The organism is Sphingomonas sp. Tas61C01, from assembly GCF_052567495.1.
Genome location: NZ_CP199583.1, coordinates 3,669,999 through 3,689,507 on the forward strand (window position 1 = coordinate 3,669,999; position 19,509 = coordinate 3,689,507).

At 68.1% G+C, this 19,509-nt stretch carries 18 protein-coding genes; 13 read left to right on the top strand and 5 right to left on the bottom strand.

Features of this window, described 5'->3' with window-relative positions:
* Nucleotides 1–2: 2 nt before the first annotated feature.
* Nucleotides 3–1,136, bottom strand: coding sequence for an amidohydrolase family protein (locus tag ACT009_RS17165; RefSeq protein WP_445192262.1), 1,134 nt, complete (start codon nt 1,134–1,136; stop codon nt 3–5).
* Nucleotides 1,137–1,269: 133 nt separating this feature from the next.
* On the opposite strand from ACT009_RS17165, the gene ACT009_RS17170 reads away from it, so the two are divergent.
* From ACT009_RS17170 to ACT009_RS17195, 6 genes are all read left to right on the top strand, one after another.
* The gene (locus ACT009_RS17170) at nt 1,270–3,369 is read left to right on the top strand and encodes a glycoside hydrolase family 36 protein (protein WP_445192263.1); all 2,100 of its coding nucleotides are present in this window, start codon (nt 1,270–1,272) and stop codon (nt 3,367–3,369) included.
* Nucleotides 3,366–4,286: an EamA family transporter gene (locus ACT009_RS17175; RefSeq protein WP_445192264.1), complete on the top strand. Its 921-nt coding sequence runs from the start codon at nt 3,366–3,368 to the stop codon at nt 4,284–4,286. The genes ACT009_RS17170 and ACT009_RS17175 overlap by 4 nt, the downstream gene beginning before the upstream one ends.
* 72 nt (nt 4,287–4,358) lie before the next feature.
* Nucleotides 4,359–5,642 carry a D-tagatose-bisphosphate aldolase, class II, non-catalytic subunit gene (locus ACT009_RS17180; protein ID WP_445192265.1) on the top strand — a complete coding sequence of 428 codons (1,284 nt, stop codon included), beginning with the start codon at nt 4,359–4,361 and terminating at the stop codon, nt 5,640–5,642.
* Entirely contained in the window at nt 5,635–6,777 is a 1,143-nt protein-coding gene (locus tag ACT009_RS17185; RefSeq protein ID WP_445192266.1) for an SIS domain-containing protein, read from the top strand. The genes ACT009_RS17180 and ACT009_RS17185 overlap by 8 nt, the downstream gene beginning before the upstream one ends.
* Nucleotides 6,774–7,706, top strand: a complete 933-nt coding sequence (locus ACT009_RS17190; RefSeq protein ID WP_445192267.1) for an N-acetylglucosamine kinase — start codon at nt 6,774–6,776, stop codon at nt 7,704–7,706. Before ACT009_RS17185 ends, ACT009_RS17190 begins: the two co-directional genes overlap by 4 nt.
* Nucleotides 7,707–7,771: 65 nt before the next feature.
* Nucleotides 7,772–8,155: a hypothetical protein gene (locus ACT009_RS17195; RefSeq protein WP_445192268.1), complete on the top strand. Its 384-nt coding sequence runs from the start codon at nt 7,772–7,774 to the stop codon at nt 8,153–8,155.
* Between the two features lie 25 nt (nt 8,156–8,180).
* On the opposite strand, the gene ACT009_RS17200 is transcribed toward ACT009_RS17195, so the two are convergent.
* Nucleotides 8,181–8,447, bottom strand: coding sequence for a DUF6894 family protein (locus tag ACT009_RS17200; protein ID WP_445192269.1), 267 nt, complete (start codon nt 8,445–8,447; stop codon nt 8,181–8,183).
* Between the two features lie 181 nt (nt 8,448–8,628).
* Between ACT009_RS17200 and ACT009_RS17205 the strand changes: the two genes are divergently transcribed.
* The 4 genes from ACT009_RS17205 (at nt 8,629) to ACT009_RS17220 (ending at nt 12,692) form a co-directional block, all read left to right on the top strand.
* The gene (locus ACT009_RS17205) at nt 8,629–10,479 is read left to right on the top strand and encodes a toll/interleukin-1 receptor domain-containing protein (protein ID WP_445192270.1); all 1,851 of its coding nucleotides are present in this window, start codon (nt 8,629–8,631) and stop codon (nt 10,477–10,479) included.
* A gap of 75 nt (nt 10,480–10,554) precedes the next feature.
* Nucleotides 10,555–11,616, top strand: coding sequence for a PEPxxWA-CTERM sorting domain-containing protein (locus ACT009_RS17210; RefSeq protein WP_445192271.1), 1,062 nt, complete (start codon nt 10,555–10,557; stop codon nt 11,614–11,616).
* Nucleotides 11,617–11,854: 238 nt separating this feature from the next.
* On the top strand, nt 11,855–12,211 hold the full coding sequence (locus ACT009_RS17215) for an ArsR/SmtB family transcription factor (protein WP_445192272.1): 357 nt from the start codon (nt 11,855–11,857) through the stop codon (nt 12,209–12,211).
* Nucleotides 12,192–12,692, top strand: coding sequence for an SRPBCC family protein (locus tag ACT009_RS17220; protein WP_445192273.1), 501 nt, complete (start codon nt 12,192–12,194; stop codon nt 12,690–12,692). Before ACT009_RS17215 ends, ACT009_RS17220 begins: the two co-directional genes overlap by 20 nt.
* A gap of 36 nt (nt 12,693–12,728) precedes the next feature.
* Here the strand turns inward: ACT009_RS17220 and ACT009_RS17225 are convergent, their stop codons facing one another.
* Nucleotides 12,729–15,131: a hypothetical protein gene (locus ACT009_RS17225; RefSeq protein ID WP_445192274.1), complete on the bottom strand. Its 2,403-nt coding sequence runs from the start codon at nt 15,129–15,131 to the stop codon at nt 12,729–12,731.
* A 94-nt stretch (nt 15,132–15,225) separates the two neighbouring features.
* Between ACT009_RS17225 and ACT009_RS17230 the strand changes: the two genes are divergently transcribed.
* A complete protein-coding gene (locus ACT009_RS17230) occupies nt 15,226–16,434 on the top strand; it encodes a winged helix-turn-helix domain-containing protein (RefSeq protein ID WP_445192275.1) in 1,209 nt (402 codons plus the stop codon).
* A 24-nt stretch (nt 16,435–16,458) separates the two neighbouring features.
* On the opposite strand, the gene ACT009_RS17235 is transcribed toward ACT009_RS17230, so the two are convergent.
* Both ACT009_RS17235 and ACT009_RS17240 read right to left on the bottom strand, forming a co-directional pair.
* A complete protein-coding gene (locus ACT009_RS17235) occupies nt 16,459–17,016 on the bottom strand; it encodes a DUF1993 domain-containing protein (RefSeq protein ID WP_445192276.1) in 558 nt (185 codons plus the stop codon).
* A gap of 33 nt (nt 17,017–17,049) precedes the next feature.
* On the bottom strand, nt 17,050–17,364 hold the full coding sequence (locus ACT009_RS17240; protein WP_445192277.1) for a hypothetical protein: 315 nt from the start codon (nt 17,362–17,364) through the stop codon (nt 17,050–17,052).
* Between the two features lie 328 nt (nt 17,365–17,692).
* Here ACT009_RS17240 and ACT009_RS17245 point away from each other — a divergent pair, with 328 nt between their 5' ends.
* Together ACT009_RS17245 and ACT009_RS17250 are read left to right on the top strand one after the other, a co-directional pair.
* Nucleotides 17,693–18,310, top strand: a complete 618-nt coding sequence (locus ACT009_RS17245) for a CerR family C-terminal domain-containing protein (RefSeq protein WP_445192278.1) — start codon at nt 17,693–17,695, stop codon at nt 18,308–18,310.
* Entirely contained in the window at nt 18,307–19,509 is a 1,203-nt protein-coding gene (locus ACT009_RS17250; RefSeq protein WP_445192279.1) for an HlyD family secretion protein, read from the top strand. Before ACT009_RS17245 ends, ACT009_RS17250 begins: the two co-directional genes overlap by 4 nt.

Consider the following 19,509-nt stretch of genomic DNA (forward strand, 5'->3'; position numbering starts at 1 on the left):
GATCAGGCGTCGAGGTGGAAGAAGCGCCGGGCGTTCGCGTAGTAGAGCTTGTCGATCACCTGCTTCGGCAGCGCTAGCCCCGCCGCGTCGGCGCCGATCGCATCGACCCGCTGCGCCAGCGGCGTCGCCAGATACCGCCAGTCGGAGCGCCAAACGCGGTCGGCCTCCGCACCGAAATCGTCGGTGACCGGCGGGTTCTGCGCGCGCGCTTTCGGATCTGGCGGGCTCTGCGTCAGATCGGTGCCGTACATCAGCCGATCCTGGTACTTGATGAAGAAGGCGCGGACCTTGTCGCGGTCGGCGGTCGACTGGCTCTGCACCTGCGTGATCCGCGCCGCGATATCGACGACGGCATTCGGATGGCGATCGAAGAAGCGCGCTAGTTCGTCGACGCTCCATTCGAGGCTGGCCATATGCGCGCCGTCGAAGGCGAGCTTGGGGTGGCGTTCGACGAAGCGGTCGCGAGCCGCCATCAGGAACTCGTAGCGCGGCTCCTCTGGGTGCAGATACATGTAGTATTCGGGGTGGGCCTTGAAGTAGCTGCGGTCGTTCTCGGTCGTCATCTGATCGAGCGGCAGCCAGCAATTTTTCGGCTCGCCCTGATGCGCGATCAGCGGCACGCCCTTCGACTGGATGTGCGCCATCACCGGATCGAAGCGCGGATCGTCGAGGAAGACGCGCTTACCGGCCGGATCGCGTTCGACCATGCCGATGTTCTTCCACACCTTCACGCCGACCGCACCCTTGGCGAACGCGGCATCGAGCGCCTTGTCGGTGCGCTCCGCCCAGCCGGGAGTGCCGAAGCCCTTCATCGTGAAGGTGGTCGCGTAGTGGAAGCGGACGGGATCGATCTTGTGCATCTTCTCCGCGATGCGTGCCTGGTCCGCGAGCGGCGGGAAATCGGGATAGTCGACGTTGATCGACAGCAGCTCGAAGCCATCGCGCCTGGCCACCGCGAGAAAAGCGGGATCGTCGAGATTGGCATGAACATGCGCGTCGAACTTCTTCACCTGCGCGAAATCGGCCTCGCTGTAGGTCGAGGACGGCGCCGGGGCGGGAGCCTGGCCGGGCATCGCCGCGCTGGTCAGCAGCATCAGGACAAGGGGCGTCGTCAGAGCAGTCGCAAACCCGGCCATCGTGTCTTCTCCAAACATCGAAACAAAACGCGCTATAACGTTGCGTTTTGGTTTGCATCCGCTCGCAGCTTGGTTCAAGTTTTTTCCGACCAGGGCGCACGCGTCACTGGAAAGATTCACAGGAGATCTCCGGATGACGCTTCAGCCCCTTTCGCGACGCCAGGCGATCGCGCGACTGATGGCCGGCGCAGCGACTGTCGCGGGTGCCGGACTGACCCCGTCGCGGGTCTGGGCGGCGACCCGGTCCGGCGCGCGTTTGACCGACGGCACGATCGGCATTGAGGTCGACACCGGCATGCGGACGCGGATTTCGCGCGGCAAGCTGGCGATGACCGGCATGGACGTCAGCGAAGCGGTGCGGCTCACCGATGGCAGCACCTTGGACCGGTTCGTCCTGATCGACGTCACCGATCGGCCGCTATCGGGACAGCACGGATCGGGGCGGCGCCACGACCTGCGCGGAACATCGGACGGGCTTCTGGAAAAGCGACTGTCGATCAGCTTTCTCGATCGCTACCCGGGGCTGGCGCTGCTCGATGTCAGCTACCGCAATGTCGGCGATCGTCCGATCGGCGTCGCTGGCTGGCGCACCGCGACCCACGACCTGCTCGCCCATCGCGACGGCGCCTGGAGCTTCGCGGGCGCGTCCTACCCCGATCGACGCGATTGGGTGCAGAAGGTCGCGCCGGGCTTCGAACAGCGCAACTTCATGGGCATGAACGGATCCGACTATGGCGGCGGGACGCCGGTCGCGTCGGTATGGCGGCGCGACGTCGGGCTCGCGGTCGGCCATGTCGAGCCGGTGCCACGGCTGGTGTCGTTGCCGGTGGCGGCGCAACCCGGCGGCACGCGGATCGGCATGTCGGGCGACGAGGCAACGCTGATCCAGCCCGGCGCGACGCTGGATCTGCCGACCACGCTGATCATGACGCACGAAGGCGATCACTTCGCGCCCCTGGACGCGTACCGGCGGCTGATGGCGGAGCGCGGGTTGGCCGCCCCTCGGATCCCGGCGTCCAGCTATGCGCCGATCTGGTGCGCCTGGGGCTATGAGCGCAACTTCACGACCGAAGAGATCTACGCCGCGCTGCCGAAGGCGAAAGAGGTGGGCCTCGAATGGGCGGTGCTCGACGACGGGTGGCAGACGTCGGAAGGCGACTGGAAGGTCGACCGCAAGAAATTCCCGCGCGGCGACGCCGACATGAAGGCGTTCGCTGATCGCGTCAAAGCCGCAGGGATGAAGCCGCGGCTGTGGCTGGCGCCGCTCGCGGTCGATCCCGGCACCGATCTGCTGCGCGACCATGCCGACATGCTGCTGCTCGATCGCCAGGGCGCCGCGCAGAACGTGTCCTGGTGGAACAGCTTCACCATGTGCCCGGCCTACCAACCGACGATCGACCTGTTCCGCAAGCAGGTGCGGCAGATCATCGGCGAATGGGGGTATGAGGGGCTGAAGCTCGACGGCCAGCATTTGAACGGCGTCGCCCCCTGCTACAATCCCGCGCATCGGCATGCCCGACCGGAGGAGTCGTTCGAGAAGCTGCAGGATTTCTGGAAGGCGCTGTACGACGAGGCGATCGCCGCCAACCCGGAGGCGATCGTCGAGATCTGCCCCTGCGGCGACAGCTTCGCGTTCCACAACATCCCGGCGATGAACCACACCCCGGCATCGGACCCGACCTCGTCGTGGCAGGTGCGGCTGAAGGGCAAGACCTTCAAGGCGCTGATGGGTCCCGCGGCGCCTTTCGCCGGCGATCATGTCGAACTCAGCGACCGCAGCGACGATTTCGCCTCGACCTACGGCATCGGCGGCATCCCTTCGACCAAGTTCACCTGGCCGCGCGACTCCGCGAACCCGAGCGAGAAGCTACCGGCCGGCGGCTTCGTCCTGACCGCCGACAAGGAGGTGCTGTGGCGCAAGTGGATCGCGCTCTATCGCCAGAACATGCTGGCGGAGGGCGAGTATCTCGGCGGCCTCTACGATATCGGCTTCGACAAGCCGGAGGCGCATGCCGTAGCGAAGGGCGGGAAGATCCATTACGCCTTCTATGCCGACAGCTGGAGCGGCGACGTCACGCTGCGCGGGCTGGGGAAGGGCCGCTACGCGCTGAAGAACGCCTTCACCGGCACCTCGCTCGGCATGGCGAGCCAGGCGCGCAGCACCATCCCGGCCAAGTTCGACCGGTTCCTGCTCGTCGAGGCGACGCCGGTCGACGCCGGGGCGGCGGCGTGACCGCGACGTCACCGATCGGGCGGGCATGGCTGCTCAACGCGATCACCACGGTCGTGCTCTGGGGCATCTGGGGCGCGTTCTCCGGGTTGTCGCCGCAATATGGGTTTCCGGAAACGCTGGTCTATTGCGTCTGGGCGCTGACGATGATCCCGCCGATGCTGGTGGTATTGGCGCAGGTCGGCTGGAAGCTCGACGTCAGCCCTACCGCGATCGCGCATGGCGCGGCGGTCGGGTTGCTCGGAGCGGCCGGGCAGATGCTGCTCTTCTACGCGGTCGCGCGCGGGCCGGCCTATCTGATCTTCCCGATCATCTCGCTGTCGCCGGTGGTGACGATCGCGCTGTCGTTCCTGTTCATGCGCGAACGCACCGGCAAGCTGGGGGCGCTCGGCATCCTGCTGGCGCTGGCGGCGCTGCCGACCTTCGACTTCGCGCCCGGGGCGAGTTCGTCGGGGCAGGGCGTGGCATGGCTGATCCCCGCGCTGCTCGTGATGCTGTGCTGGGGCGTACAGGCCTATTTCATGAAGTCGGCGAACAACGTCATGTCGGCGGAAAGCATTTTTTCCTACATGGCGGTGACCGCGCTGCTGCTGATGCCGGTGGCCTATGCGATGACCGACTTCGCCAAGCCGATCAACTGGGGGCCGAGTGGTCCGTGGCTGGCGGCCGGGATCCAGGTGCTGAACGCGATCGGCGCGCTGACGCTGGTGTTCGCGTTTCGATATGGCAAGGCGATCATCGTCGCTCCGCTAACCAATGCGGGGGCACCGCTCGCGACCTCGATCATCTCGCTGGTCGTGCTCGGCGTCGTTCCCGGACCGCTGAAGACGGTCGGTATCGGGCTTGCGCTGCTCGCGTCGCTGCTGCTCGCGATCGAGCCGGACAGCGCCGACAAGACGGCAGTTACGCAACCGGCGTAGTTTCGTTTTCATTCTTTATGTTGTCGTTGTCACTGCAAGCTGTTAGTGAAGTGCGGACACAAGGAACCTCACGTGCAAACCATTCGAGACGTCGTTGCCAGGCACAAGGCGGGGGAAGCGATCGGCATCACCTCGGTCTGCTCCGCGCACCCGCTGGTGATCGAGGCGACGCTGCGCCATGCCGATCGTCGCGCCACGCCGATCGTGCTGATCGAGGCGACGTCGAACCAGGTCAACCAGGATGGCGGCTATACCGGCATGGTGCCTTCCGAGTTTCGCGACTTCGTCCACGGCATCGCGGAACGCGCCGGCTTCGCGGCCGATCGGATCGTGCTCGGCGGCGACCATCTTGGTCCCAATGCCTGGACGCGCCTGCCTGCCGCCGAGGCGATGGCCAAGGCGGAGGTGATGGTCGCCGACTATGTCGGCGCCGGGTTCCGCAAGATCCATCTCGATTGTTCGATGAGCTGCGCGGACGATCCGGTGCCATTGCCCGAACGAACCATCGCCGACCGTGCCGCAACGCTGTGCGCCGCTGCCGAGCGGGCGCATGACGGCAGCCCCGACGATGCGCCGGTCTATGTGATCGGCACCGAGGTGCCGGTGCCGGGCGGAGCGGCGGAGGACCTGCACGAGCTCGCGCTGACGACACCCGAGGATGCGCTGGCGACCGTCGCGCTGCATCGACGGTTGTTCGCCGACAAGGGCCTGGCTGCGGCGTGGGAGCGGGTGATCGCCACCGTCGTCCAGCCGGGAGTCGAGTTCGATCACGAGAAGGTGCTAGATTACCGTCCCGACAAGGCGGTCGCGCTGAGCCGCGCGATCGAAGGCGACGAGCGGATCGTCTACGAGGCGCATTCGACCGACTATCAGACCGCGCCCGCACTCGCCGCGCTGGTTCGCGATCATTTCGCGATCCTAAAAGTGGGGCCGGGGGTGACCTTCGCGCTGCGCGAGGCGTTGTGGGCGCTCGATGCGATCGAGGCGGAGCTGATCGACGCCGCGGAGAGGGCGAACCTTCGCGCCGTCACGCTCGGCCGCATGCAGGCGGAGCCGGCGAACTGGCAGCGTTACTACCATGCCGCCGGCGACGATCTGGAACGCCAGCTGCAATACAGCCTGAGCGACCGCATCCGTTATTATTGGCCGGATGCCGAGATCGTCGCGGCGCAGGAACGGCTGTTCGCCAATCTGCGCGCGACGCCGCCGTCGCTGCCGCTGGTCAGCCAGTATCTCCCGATCGCGTATGCGGCGGTGCGCGACGGACGCGCGACGCTGGACCCGATCGACCTGATCGTCGCGCATGTCGGCGCCACTCTCGATGCCTATCATGGAGCCTGTCATCCACATGACTGAGTCAATGCTTGCCCAATCCACAGCGGCGCCGGTCGACGGATCGTGGACCTATCGCGAGATTCTTCAACAACCTGCGAGCCTGCTGGAAACCCAGCGCGGGCTGGAGGCGGACCGGGCGCGGATCGAGGCGTTCCTGGCGCCGTTGCTGGCGCAATCCGCGCTGCGCGTCGTCCTGACCGGAGCGGGCACCTCGGCGTTCATCGGCGAGAGCCTGGCGCCGTGGCTGTCCAAGACGTTGGGGCGCGGCGTCGAGGCGATCTCGACCACCGACATCGTCAGCGCGCCGGACCTGATGCTGCGCGCCGACGAGCCGACGCTGCTGGTGTCGTTCGGGCGGTCGGGCAGCAGCCCCGAAAGCAAGGCCGCGGTCGAGCTCGCCGATGCGCGGGTCGCGACGGTCCATCACCTCATCATCACCTGCAATCCCGAGGGTGACCTGGCGGGTGCGCAGGGCGACAATAGCTGCGTAGTGGTGCTGCCGGAGGAGACCCACGACCGCGGCTTCGCGATGACGTCGAGCTTCACCGCGATGACCTATGCGGCGCTCGCGATCTTCACCGGGATCGCGGCGATGGCGCCGCGTGCCGAGCGGATCTCGGCGGGCGTCGCGGACATGCTCGCGCGGGCCGAAGCGGATGTCGGCCTGCTCGCGGGGCGCGGGTTCGAGCGCGTGGTCTATCTCGGCAGCGGCGTGTTCAAGGGCCTGTCGCGCGAGGCGGCGCTCAAGCTCATGGAATTGAGCGACGGCGCCATCGTCACCGCGTTCGACACGCCGATGGGCTTTCGCCACGGTCCCAAGACGATCGTCACCGCGGAGACGCTGGTGGTGGTGTTCGTATCGAACGATCGGCTGACGCGGCGCTACGACCTCGACATCGTCGAGGAGCTGCGCGCCGACGGGCGGGCCGGCGCGGTGCTCGCGATCGCGGCACGCCCGGTCGATGGCCGGTCTATTGTCATGCAGGGGATGGACGGCGCCGACGATGTCGACCTGCTGTTTCCGTATGTCGTTCCCGCGCAGCTGTTCGGGCTGAAGGTCTCGCTCGCGCTGGGGCTGACGCCGGATCGGCCGAACGCCAGCGGCATGGTCAACCGGGTCGTGCAAGGCGTTCGCATCCACGCGCCGAACGCATGACCGACCTGTTCCTGGGCGTCGACGGCGGCGGCACCAAGACCGAGTTCGTCTGCATCGACGGGGACGGGCACGTGCTGGCGCAGGCGTTCACGGGAACGACCTACCACCCGCAGGCCGGGCTCGAGGGTGCGCGGGCGCGGCTGGCCGACGGCGTCGGCGCGGTGTGCGGCAAGCTTGGGGTCGGCCCTGCCGGGCTGACCCAAGTCTTCTTCGGCCTGCCCGCCTATGGCGAGGACGCACCGGTCGACGTACAGCTCGCCGCCGCCTGCGGCGAGATCCTGGGCCACGATCGCTACTCCTGCGGCAACGACATGGTCTGCGGATGGGCCGGGTCGCTCGGCTGCGAGGACGGGATCAACCTGGTCGCGGGCACCGGATCGATCGCCTATGGCGAACGCGCCGGCATCGGCGCCCGATCGGGCGGCTGGGGCGAGATATTCAGCGACGAGGGCTCGGCATACTGGATCGCGATCCGTGGGTTGAACGCGTTCAGCAGGATGAGCGACGGGCGCCTGCCGGCCGGGCCGCTCCACGGGCGGCTGGCGGCGGCGCTAAGCCTCGACCAGGATCTCGACCTCTGCGCACGGATCATGGGCGAGGACGCCTATACGCGCGACCAGATCGCAGGGCTGGCGCCGATCGTGTCCGAGGCCGCCGCCGCCGGCGATCGCGCCGCGGCGGCGATCCTCGACGACGCCGCCGCGGAGCTGTTGGCGATGGCGCACGCCCTTCGTGATCGGCTCGGCTATGCAGCCGACGAGGTGGCGCGGCTGTCCGGATCGGGTGGCGTGCTGGCGGGTGAACAGCGGGTGCGGAACGCGCTGATCGCGGCAGCCGAGGAGGCGGAGCTCTTCACCTGGGTCGCGCCGATTCATTCGCCCGCCGTCGGTGCGGCGATGTACGCGCGGCGGCGCCGGCCAGCGAGCTAGCCGACGCGCGGGTGCTTGCGGCGGTGGTGGATCGGTGACAGCGTCGGTCGGGAACGGGGGACGCGATGATCTATATGCTTCTGCTGGCGATCCAGGCGGCGCCTGCGAGCTTCGATGCGGTCGCGGCGGCGCCGGGCAGCCACCGCATCCTGCTGGAAGACGACAAGATCCGGGTGCTGCGGGTCGAGGTGGCGCCGGGTGCGACCGAGCCCGTCCACGATCACCGCTGGCCGAGCGTGATGTATTTCGAACAGCCCCAGCCGATCACCTACATCATGTACAAACTGGTCGACGCCAAGCCGGTCGAGACCGGGCGGGTCGACGCCCCGGCCTTCCCGAAGTCCGAGACCGTGAAGGGCGAGCCGGAGGCGCTGCATGCCGTCAGGAACCGTGGGACGGCGCCGTTCGTCGCGGTCAGGATCGAGTTCAAGGACGGCAAGCTGCCCTGAACCGCGCGACGCCGAGCGCCGACGCTCAAACCGCGGGCGGCTTCTCGACCACTGCGCTTTCGATCTGCACCGTCGAGCTGAAGGGCACGATCATCGCGCGATCGCTATGTTCCTCGACCACCTCGATTCGGCAGCCGAGGCATAGCTTGCCCTCGGCGATCTCGGCGGCGAGCAGTTCGCGTGCCTCGTGCAGGGCGACCGCGACCGCGGCGTCCATGTCGGCGAGCTCGCGACCCTCTTCGTCGGGAGTGAAATTTCCGCAGTCGTGCAGGTGGAAGAAGAAGCGCGGCAAGGCGTAGGTCCTTATCGGTATCGTCTTGCAACGCGCCGGCTTTGCGATTGGGCGCGTCGATTACCGCGGGTTTTCGCGCGCCGTCGCGATCATTTGGGGGTTTCGCGCGCGGCGAAGATCGGGTTGGCTGTTCGCGCGACGCGTGCCACGTCGCCGCATCGCACGATCTCGCCAGGGCTTCATGAACCGATACGCCGCCTTCATCAGCTACAGCCATGCGGATGCGGCGCACGTGGCGTGGCTGCACAACCGGCTCGAGACCTACCGGATGCCGCGCGCGCTGGTCGGCACCGAGACCGCGTTCGGCCCGTTGCCGCGCCGGCTGCCGCCGATCTTCCGCGATCGCGACGAGCTACCCGCGAGCGGCGATCTCGGCGGCGAGCTGCGCAATGCGCTGGGTGCGGCGGAATCGCTGATCGTGGTGTGCAGCCCGGCCGCGGCGCGATCGCGCTGGGTCAACGAGGAGATACTGAGCTTCAAGCGGCTGCACGGCGAAAACCGCGTGCTGGCGCTGATCGTCGCGGGGGAGCCCGGCGACGGCGATGACGAATGCTTCCCCCCGGCATTGCGTTTCCGGCTGGGGGAGGACGGTCAGCTCAGCGATGTCGCCGCCGAGCCGATCGCGGCGGACCTGCGGCCCGGCAAGGACGGTCGGCGGCTGGCGCTGCTCAAGCTCATCGCCGGGGTCGCGGGCGTGCCGCTCGACGCGCTGGCGCGACGCGACGCCGCGCGGCGGCAACGCCGGCTGATCTGGATCACCACCGTCGCGGTCGCGGTGGCGGTCTTCACCGTCGGGCTCGCCATCTATGCGGAAGGGCAACGCCGCGTCGCCGAGCAGCAGCGCCGGCTCGCCGACCGCAGCCTCGATTTCCTGATCGGCACCTTCAACATCGCCAATCCGGCGACCGAGAATCCTCGGACGATCACCGCGCTGACGGTGCTGACGCGTGCCAGCCGCAGCGCCCGGACCGACCTCGGCGACGAGCCTGCGGTCGGAGCGCGGCTGTTGCGCGCGACCGGCGAGATCTACGCCAATCTCGGCCTGCCGCGGGCGGCGGAGCGCGATTATCGCGCGGCGCTGGCCCGGTTGCCGCAGATGGGCGAACAGCGCGCGTTGACCGAGTTGCGGATGGCGCGGCTGGCCTCCGATCGCGGCGATACCGCGGCGAGCCGGCGGTCGATCGAGGCGGCAACCCGCGCGATCAAGCGCGGCGCGCATTATGAACCCGCGCTGGCGGCCGATCTGGCAGAGGCCCGCGGGCAGGCGAACGTGTCGAGCGGCGACTATGCCAGGTCGGCCAGCGATTTCGCCGAAGCCGCGCGGCGCCGGGCCGCGCTGCCGGGCGATCAGCGCGAGGCGCTCGGCAATGCGTGGATGAATCAGGCGATCTCGCTGGTCAGCCTGCACCGCTACGCCGAGGCCGACCCGTTGTTCTCGCGGTCCGCTGCGGTCTTCGCATCCAAATTCGGGATCGACCATGTGCTCACCGCGAAGGCGATCCAGAACCAGGCATTCGCCGATTTCGAGAGCGGACGCATCGCGCGCGCCGAGCGGCGCATGGTCCAGGTGCTGCGGATCTACGATCACGTGCTCGAACCCGATCACCCGCGCGTCGCCGCCGCGTTGATCATGACCGGGCGGATCCGCACCGCGAACAAGGATTTCGACGGGGCGCTGGCGGCGTTCGATCGCGCCGTCGCGGTCTATGGCCGGCTCTACGGCAAGAACGCGCCTGCGGTCGGCGACGCGCAATTCTATGCCGCGGAAGCCGAAGCGGGGAAGGGCCAAACCGACGCCGCGCTGCGCCGGATCGCCGCGACGAAGTCGATCTACGACGAAGCCTATGGTCAGAAGGACCCGGATCAGGTCGAGTTGCTGCTGCTCCGTGCGCGGGTTCTGGCATCGGGGAAGCGGGCGGCGCCGGCGGCCGAGGCGTGTCGCGCCGCGCTGGCGTTGCAGCGTCGCATCGATCCCGGCGACGCAGCAGTGCGGCCTGTCCAACAGTCTTGCGCCGCCATCACGGCAACGTGAGTCTTCGCTATTTTCTCCATTTTCCGGCAGCCAGAAATTAGTTAGTAAGCTGTCAAGATTCTTGGGGGATCAGACATGAAGACTTTTGCTCTGGGCGGCGTCGCCGCTGCCGCACTGTTGTTCGCCGCCGCGCCCGCAAATGCCGCGCTGGTCGAGACGGTTAGCGTCACCAACACCTTCGGCTATAATTTCGTGGGCGGCGGCAGCGTCGACAAGTTCGAGGGCGGCGAAAAGCAGACGGTGTTCCTGGAACAGCGCGCCCCGACACCCGAGTCGGACCTCGGGATCGACTATGTCGGCCAAGCCGGCAAGGGATCATTCTTCTTTCTTCACAATGACTATTGTGTCGGCGGGTGCAGCACGGCGTCGTCAACGGTGATCACTTTCACGGTCACCAACGACGGCGACACGGCGGTCGATCTCCGATTCGATTCGCTGATCACGCCCGGTCACCTGGCGCAGGTCAACGGCACGGCCGGCGCGCGCGGCGGCTTCGACTTCTCGGTGACCCAGCGGCCGAGCGATTCCGACGAGATCACCACACTCTACCAGGTCTCCGGCAACGCGGGCAACGTGTCGGTTTCGGGTCCCGGCAACACGCCCTCGCCGTTTACCGGGCAACGCAAGTATGTGCTGCCGGACGGGCGCGGCAACGTGCTGGATTGGGACACCACCCCGCTGAACCTAGGGCTGGGCTCGCTCGCTGCCGGTGCCACGATCGAGGTCGTATATAAGGCGACCTATTTCGCGACGTCGTTCGACGAGTGCAGCGACATTCTTGCGTGCGGTGGCGTGCAGGTGGTGTTCGGCGATCCGCGCAACAACGGCAGCGTGCGCACCTTCGCGCGCGGCACCGGCGCCGACGCGATCGGCGATCCGGTCGAACTGATCAACCGCGAATACGACGCGTTCGAAGTTCCCTTCGCCTTCAACCTCGCCAGCGATCCGTTCCCCGCTCTTCCGGACGGGCAGGGGCCGGTGAATTATCGCGGCACCTATTCGCCGCTGGCGGTGCCGGAGCCGGCGACCTGGATGACGCTGATCCTGGGCATGGCGCTGATCGGCGCGGCGCTGCGGCGGCGCCGGCCAAAAGGGGCTGTCGACGCGGGACCAGTTCTGCTGAAGACGCGACCATAGAGCAGTTTATCTCCGTACCGATTCACCCGCCCATTCAGGGGAGGGGTCGCGGGTAGGGCCTATGCACGGGCGCTAGCGTTCGAGGACAGGCTCCGCCCCAACCCCTCCCCTCGAGGGGAGCGATTTGGTGATCTCGTACCATCACCATGTGCTCTAGCGGTCCCCGACACGACCCACTCGATCGCGACCAAGCGAGGGCTATTGCGACGAGGGCGCTGGTGTCGTAACACTGAACCATATGGTTCAGTTATCGCCTTCACTCGACCTCTCGTTCGCGGCCTTGTCGGACGCGACTCGGCGCGGGGTGTTGGAGCAGCTCGGTCGCGCGGACGCGTCGATCACCAGTCTCGCCGACACGTTCCAGATGACGCTGACCGGCATGAAGAAGCATGTCGCGGTGCTGGAGCGCGCCGGTCTCGTCGTGACCGCGAAGGCGGGGCGGGTACGGACCTGCCGGCTCGGCGCACGCGATCTGGAAGCCGAAGCACAGTGGATCGAAGCGCATCGCGCGCTCTTTGCGGCGCGGTTCGACGCGCTCGACCGGATCATTCTCGAGATCAAGCAGGAGGAAGAAGATGGAGCAGCAAGCCGGTGATCACCCCGTCGCGCAGGGCCGCACGGCCGTCATGCGCAAGTCCGACCGCGAGCTCGTCGTCACGCGGACCTTCGACGCGCCGCCGCGGATCGTCTTCCGCGCCTGGGCGGAGGCTGCACTGTTCCGCCGCTGGTGGGTGCCGGAGGGCGCGGGCATCGCGCTCGTCGCCTGCGACATGGACATTCGCACCGGCGGCACGTACCGGCTAGAATTCGGCACCGGCGGGACCGAGACGATGGCCTTCTACGGCAAGTATCTCGAGGTCGTACCCGATCAGCGCATCGTCTGGACGAACGAAGAAGGGGGCAAAGGCGCCGTCACTACGGTGACCTTCGAGGATCAGGGCGGCAAGACGCTGCTGACGTTCCACGAGATCTATCCGTCCAAGGAAGAGCTCGACGAGGCGATGAACGGGTCTGCGGCCGGATTGCCGACGCAACTCGACCAGCTGGACGCGCTGCTGCCGACCCTGGCCGAGTGACCGTCCTCGTCGTCGGCGGGACGCAATCGGGCGAGATCAGTCCGGCAACGTCCCGGTGGCGATGATGCCGACCGCGTCCGGCGCGTCGCGCATGCGCAGGTAGAGGCGCGCGGGTGCTGCGGGCGGTCGGGGCAGGTCGATCGTGGTGGCGGTGAAGCCGTCGGCGATCGGCTGCGCCGTGGCGAAGCGTTCGTCGGTTGCGACCGCGCGGATTAGAAAGAGGCGGTCGCCGGTAATCGTGCAGCGGTCGGCGGTCGCGCACACCGCCGCACGGATCGCCGGCAAGCGGACCGCACTGCCGACGGCCGCCCAACGCGATGCGACGCCGTCCTTCACGATGCGGAAGCGCAGCGGGCCGCGCGCTAGCGATCCCAGGAGTTCGCCGGGCACGAGGGTCGCGATGCCGGTCGTGGCGTCCTGCAGGTCGTAGCCCTTGCCGCTCGTTAGCGACGCGGACGCGGTGCCATCGGTGGTGGCGACCTCGACGGTCTCCCTGCCGTCGAGCGGCGCCGACGGGTCGAGCCGGAAGGCGAAGGTGACGCGGGCGTCCTGCGCGAAGACGTCGTCCGGGCGCAGCTCGATCCCGATCGCGCCTGGTCGCACCGGGGACGCGACGCTGCGATGGAGCAGCGTGGGCGTCGCCGGGCGCTGCGCCACCGTGGCGGTGACCGTCTTGTGTCGGTTGCCGGTGAAGCCGACGTCGGCGACCAGCCGGCTGCCCGCGGTCAGCGACGCCAGCGCGGCGGGATCGGCGGCGAGCAGGCGCAGACGATCGGTGCCGTCTGCGCGGGTCAGGTCGGCGGGCCGCAGCGCGACGTCGCCGAGCGTCACCGCGCGCACCTGATCGAGGCGGGAGCCGATCAGGACGGCTTCCTCGTCGCCCGAAGCGACCAGGAGGCCGTCGACGCGTCCGAGTTCCTGCAATGCCGGCAGCGTCACGCTCGCCGGGACGGCCTGCGCGGCGCTGGTGATCGTCAGGGTGACCGGCCCGGGCGCTGCCTTCTCGAGCGGCACGTCGACCGCGATCCGGCCGGGGCCGGCCGGTTTCCAGTCCAGCGTCCGCGGCGCGGCGCCACCGGCCTGCATCTCGATCCTGGCGATGCAGCCTTCACCAGCGCCGGCGAGCGTCAGCGAATTGGTACGCCCGATGACCAACGACTCGTTGGATGCCGCTTGCCACTTGTTGAGCTGCGGGTTCGACAGGTCGAAATGCGGGCCGGCAAAGGAGCTGAAGCCCCAGTCGCCGTGCAGCCGTGCCTCGACCAGCGGGCCGACGCCGTCGGTGGGCAAGCCACGATCGAGTACATAGCCGCCACGGCGCGGATCGGCATGCGCGGGCAGATCGAGCGTCGTTCCGTCGGTGCGCACCGCCCGCACCACGACGTTGTGCGCATAGCGGGTCGCATAGACGAGCGGCGCCCCCTCCACCGGCAGCACCGCGCCGGCCATCCCGCAGCGCGTCTGCGCATCGTCGGGGCGACGAAGCGGCGGCGGCTTGGGCGCTTCGATCGCTGGCAGGCCGATCACCATTACCGACGCCGGTTTGCCGAACGACAGCGGGGTGTTGAGCAGCAGCGTCACGCGCCCGTCGCCGAGCTTCGCGAGGGCGGGGACGAATTGCAGCTGAGTGGACTGGAACGCGCCGAACAGGCGGAACAGGTCCCGCACCACGCCAATATACGAGCTGTACGAACCATAGCCCGCCTGTGGCGTCGCGCTCAGCTGGAAGGCGAGATCGGTCGGCGTGCCAGTGAGGGTGTCCGCCAGCGCCGAACTGTGGGTATCCGCGAACAGCAGCGTCTCGCGGTCGCCGGTCAGGCAGGCCGCCTGCAACTCGGCGGGCTGTTGCAGGCATTCCGCCTTCAGCTTGATCGCGAGGCTGCGGGTGAGCACCTGCGAGGCGCCGCCGACGCTGCCGGGATCGTCGCGCTCGACCTTCAGCAGCGTGTCGAGATAGGTGTCGAGCCGGGCGCGATCGAGCGATGCCTGGTTGAGTTCCTGGACCGCGCGCACGAACGCGCCAGGCTGCTTGCGGACCGCGCTGGCGATTGCATTGGCGCCGCCTCCCTTCTCGGGCAGGACGAACAACGCGAGCTGCTGCGCACCTTTCGGCACGACGAGCGACAGCTTGCCACCCTTCCTGGTGCCGCTGACGGTGTCGTGGAACCAGCCATTGGGCGGCCGCGCCACCGCGCCGCGCAGGAAGGTGGCGACCATCCGGAAGCGTTCGTCGCCCGAGGGGGGCTGGTCGAGCTGGATCGAGATCAGGTCGCCCTCCGCCAGGTTCGGCACCCAATCGATCGGCAGCGTCGTCCCGTTGCGCGTCACCGCGACGTCGAGCCGCGGACCGACGAGATCGAACGGCGACGGCGCCGCGCGGGAGCCAGACGCGAGTGCGACGAGGGCGAGGACACCGAGCAGGCGGGGGAGGTGCGACATGAAGCTTGGCTGGAGCGGACGACGATATCTCACGATCGGCTGCTTCTGGCGGCGGCTTGTGTCGAGAATGAGGCTCGCGCCCCCATCGGTCCGGTTGGCGGTTGACCTTTATCCGCTGTGCACGCCAAGCCGCGGCGTGATCACCAGCCTCTCCCTGAAGGATGCCCGCCGCGTGACGCTCGCGGCGCAGGGCTTCGGTGCCCGGCCCACGACCGCCGGCGCGGGCCATCTGCAGCGGACGATCGACCGGCTCGGGCTGCTGCAGATCGACAGCGTCAACGTGCTCGCGCGGGCACATTATCTGCCCGGCTTCTCCCGGCTGGGAAGCTTCGACCGCACCTTGCTGGAGCGAGCCGCCTGGGGGCCGCGCCGGCAGCGGCGGCTGTTCGAATATTGGGCGCACGAGGCGTCGCTGCTGCCGCTCGATCTGCATCCGCTGCTTCGGTGGCGGATGGCGCGCGCCGATCGTGGCGAGATCGGCTATCGCGGCCTGCGCCGCTTCGCCGACGAACTGCGGCCGCAGGCGCAGGCGGTGCTCGACCGGATCGCGGGGGAGGGGCCATTGACCGCCGCCGATTTCGAAAACGGCGCGAGCAGGAGCGGATGGTGGGAATGGAGCCATACCAAGCACGCGCTCGAATGGCTGTTCTGGTCGGGCAAGATCACCACCGCGACGCGGCGGGGCAGCTTCGCGCGGGTCTACGACCTGCCCGGACGCGTGCTGCCGAAGGCGGTGCTGGATCTGCCGACTCCCGACGTCGCGACCGCGCAACGCACGCTGATCGAGCGCAGCGCCCGCGCGCTCGGCGTCGCTACCGCCGCCGATCTTCGCGACTATTACCGGCTGAAGCCAGACGAGGCGGATCACGCGATCGCGGCCCAGGCGGACGCCGGAGTTCTGGTGCCGGTGCGGGTCGAGGGGTGGAGCCAGAAGGCGTGGATGCACCGCGATGCGCGGGCACCGCGGCGGGTATGCGGCGAGGCGCTGCTGGCGCCGTTCGATCCGCTGATCTGGGAACGCAGCCGTGCCGAACGCCTGTTCGGGTTCCATTACCGCATCGAGATCTACGTGCCGCAGGACAAGCGCACCCACGGCTATTACGTGCTGCCGTTCCTGATGGACGAGGCGCTCGTGGCGCGGGTGGACCTGAAGGCCGACCGCCACGCCGGCGTGCTGCTCGCCCACCGCATCACGCTGGAGCCCGCGGCACCGCCCGATGCCGTGCCGCGATTGCTGGGCGAGCTCGAACGGATGGCGTCGTGGCTGGGGCTGGACGCGGTCCGGATCGGCGAGATCCGGTAGTCGCATCGGTAGCGCCCGGCACCGTCAGGCGGCGGGAGGGCGGAAAAAGCCGATCATGTGCGCGGCATAATCGGCCTTACCGAGTTCGACTCCTTGCGCACGGATGATCGAATAGGCGGCTACGACGTGGAAGTAGAATTGCGGCAGCGCCCAGTCGCGGGCGTAGCGTTCCGCGGTCAGGTCGAGCGTCATGCCGTTGGGCAGCGCGTGCACGATCGGCGCGGCGGGATCGATCCAGGATCCTTCGGCGGCCACGGCTTCGACTACTCCGATCGTCTCCGCGATCCGGGCCTGCGCATCGGCGAGACTGCCGGGGTGTTCGCCCGCGTTGCGTCCCTCGTCGAGCAGCGCTTGCAGCGATGCCGGGAACGCTTGCGCGGTCAGCCGAAAAACGCCTTCCTGCGCCTGGCGGCAGGCGAAGCGGACCTGCGTCGCCAGCGGGAACATGTCGGGCGCCAGGCGTGCGGCGAGCAGCGGTTCCGCCTCGCCGTCCGGCCGCTGCGTCTCGGCCTTGCTCAGCCAGTTCGTTAGCGCGCCGAGCATCTGCACATAGGTGGGTACGACAAGGTCTTGCAGCGTCATGCGCGGGGCTTTCTGTGGCGGAACGATCCCGCCTTATGGCGCGCCGGTGGCGGCGCGTACATTCTCCGCAATGATCTCCGACCCGGTCGTGCTCCACCAGATATCCATCTGGTACTGGCCGGTCGCGCCATAGACATGGGAGTCGCTGCGGGCATAGGCTTCCGTCATCGTCGTCAGTCGCCCGATCGACATCGTCGCGAGCATGGCGCTGCCCCCGCGAACACCGGCCAGGATCTCGCCGGACACCGGCCGCTCCTGACCGAACAGGCCGGTCGGTTCGGCGCTTGCTGCTGTCGGAACGAGGGCGGCGAGCGCCGCGGCCAAGGCCCAGATCTCAAAATGCTTCATCGTTCATCTCCTTCGTGGGGGACGCGAACTCCTGAATGCCAGTGGAGATCGAACGAAGACGGAGCGGCTTCGTTGCAAGACGATCGCCAACGACAAGACACTGGTGATGAAGATGTCGACAGATCGAGTGACCATTTCGATACGCTGTTAATCTGCAGCTGACTAAAAACTAATTCAGATTAGTCGCGCTGGCGCCGGTGCGCGGCAATCCGTTGTTTATACTAGCCCCTAACACTGAAGGATTGCCGAAAGCTTGGCCGTAACGCTTCCCGGCCCATCGCCGCCGTCAGCTATTGCCATGTTCGTTCGAACGAACTAATGCGCGTGCATGTCACAGGACCGGCTGATGGAAATCGCGATCGGCGAGTTCGGCCGGAAGGGGCTGCAGGGCGCGAGCACGCGCGGGATCGCGGCGGCAGCGGGGACGGCGATGTCCGCGATCACCTATCATTACGGCGGCAAGGAAGGGCTGTACCACGCCGCCGCCGATCACATCGCCGCCGAGATGGCTGCGGAAATGAACTTCGACGCGGCGCCCGCGACGGAGGATCCGCCCGCGGCCCGCGCGGCGATCCATGTGCTGGTCGAGCGCTTCGTCGACAAGATGGCGAACGACGTCACCGCCGACCGCGCGCTGTTCATCCTGCGCGAACAGCTGAATCCCGGTCCGGCGTTCGACCGCATCTACGCCGGCGTCATGGAGCAGATGATCCGCACGCTCGTCGGCTTCGTCGCGGTCGCGACCGGTCGCGACCAACGGGCGGCGCGGATCGCGACGGTGACGCTGCTCGGGCAGGCGCTGACGGTGCGCACCTCGCGCGCGGCGATGTTGCGACTGCTCGAGGTTGCCGAACTCGACGCCGAGACCACCGCCACGCTGAAGGCCCGCATCCACGCCAATATCGACGCCATCCTCGACCGGATGATCGCTGAGGAACTGCAATGAGCGACACGCAAGACGACCAGCAGCGCGACGACGCCAGGAAGCCGGACGACGAGCACGAGGAACCCGGCAGCCGGAATAACCGTGATGCCAGTGGCGACGAGGGTGGCGACGGGGGCGGCGACGGTGACGAGAAGGGCGACGACGACGAGAAGAAGCCGTCGCTGTTCCGCAAGCCGCTGTTCTGGATCATCCTGGTCGCGGTGGTCGCGACGCTGGTGATCGGCGGCACGCTCTATTATCTGCATGCACGCAAGTACGAGTCCACCGACGACGCCTTCGTCGACGCGCACATCGTCCGGATCGCGGCGCAATCGGCGGGGCAACTCGTGCAGGTCGCCGACATCGACAACCGGCACGTTCCCGCCGGGCGATTGCTCGCGGTGATCCAACCATCGGGCCCCGAAGCGCAGCTTGCCGAGGCACAGGCCAATGTCGCGCAGGCACAAGCGCAGGTGCAGCAGGCGCTCGGCCAGGTGTCGGCCGCGCTCGCCACGCGTGCGCAGGCGGCGCAGCAGGCACGCGCGCCACTTGCCACCGCGGTGAAGGCGCAGCAGGACCTCGCCCGCTACGAAGCGCTGCGCCGGCTTGATCCCAACGCGGTCGCGGGGCAGCAGCTCGATCAGGCGCGCGCGACCGCCCGCTCGACCGCCGCGGAAGCCGCCGCCGCACGGCGCGAGATCGACACCGCGGACGCCCAGGTGACGGTCGCCAGGCGTCAGGTCGGCGCCGCCGAAGCGGTCGTCGGCGCCCGCCGCGCGGCGGTCAGCCAGGCGAACGTCACGCTCGGCAACCTGCGGCTCACCGCTCCGGTGGCGGGGCAGGTGGTCAACCGCCAGGTCAATTTAGGTTCCTACGTGTCGCCGGGCACCCAGCTGATGGCGATCGTGCCCGACCGGGTGTGGATCACCGCCAACTTCAAGGAAACCCAGCTGCGGCTGATGCGCCGCGGGCAGCCGGTGTCGATCAAGGTCGATGCCTATCCCGACATCGAGTTCAGGGGTCACTTGGATTCGGTCCAGCGTGGCGCTGGGCAGGCGTTCGCGCTCCTGCCGCCGCAGAACGCGACCGGCAATTACGTGAAGGTCGTCCAGCGGGTGCCGGTGCGGATCGAATTCGATCACCGCGACGGCGATCCCGATCCGCGACGCTATCCGCTCGGCCCCGGCATGTCGGTGGTGCCGACGGTAAAGGTGCGCTGA

Coding starts and splice junctions, on each gene's coding strand:
- ACT009_RS17165 (WP_445192262.1), bottom strand. CDS start 1,136: ATGGCCGGGTTTGCGACTGCTCTGACGACGCCCCTTGTCCTGATGCTG.
- ACT009_RS17170 (WP_445192263.1), top strand. CDS start 1,270: ATGACGCTTCAGCCCCTTTCGCGACGCCAGGCGATCGCGCGACTGATG.
- ACT009_RS17185 (WP_445192266.1), top strand. CDS start 5,635: ATGACTGAGTCAATGCTTGCCCAATCCACAGCGGCGCCGGTCGACGGA.
- ACT009_RS17190 (WP_445192267.1), top strand. CDS start 6,774: ATGACCGACCTGTTCCTGGGCGTCGACGGCGGCGGCACCAAGACCGAG.
- ACT009_RS17195 (WP_445192268.1), top strand. CDS start 7,772: ATGATCTATATGCTTCTGCTGGCGATCCAGGCGGCGCCTGCGAGCTTC.
- ACT009_RS17205 (WP_445192270.1), top strand. CDS start 8,629: ATGAACCGATACGCCGCCTTCATCAGCTACAGCCATGCGGATGCGGCG.
- ACT009_RS17210 (WP_445192271.1), top strand. CDS start 10,555: ATGAAGACTTTTGCTCTGGGCGGCGTCGCCGCTGCCGCACTGTTGTTC.
- ACT009_RS17215 (WP_445192272.1), top strand. CDS start 11,855: ATGGTTCAGTTATCGCCTTCACTCGACCTCTCGTTCGCGGCCTTGTCG.
- ACT009_RS17220 (WP_445192273.1), top strand. CDS start 12,192: ATGGAGCAGCAAGCCGGTGATCACCCCGTCGCGCAGGGCCGCACGGCC.
- ACT009_RS17225 (WP_445192274.1), bottom strand. CDS start 15,131: ATGTCGCACCTCCCCCGCCTGCTCGGTGTCCTCGCCCTCGTCGCACTC.
- ACT009_RS17235 (WP_445192276.1), bottom strand. CDS start 17,016: ATGACGCTGCAAGACCTTGTCGTACCCACCTATGTGCAGATGCTCGGC.
- ACT009_RS17240 (WP_445192277.1), bottom strand. CDS start 17,364: ATGAAGCATTTTGAGATCTGGGCCTTGGCCGCGGCGCTCGCCGCCCTC.
- ACT009_RS17245 (WP_445192278.1), top strand. CDS start 17,693: ATGTCACAGGACCGGCTGATGGAAATCGCGATCGGCGAGTTCGGCCGG.
- ACT009_RS17250 (WP_445192279.1), top strand. CDS start 18,307: ATGAGCGACACGCAAGACGACCAGCAGCGCGACGACGCCAGGAAGCCG.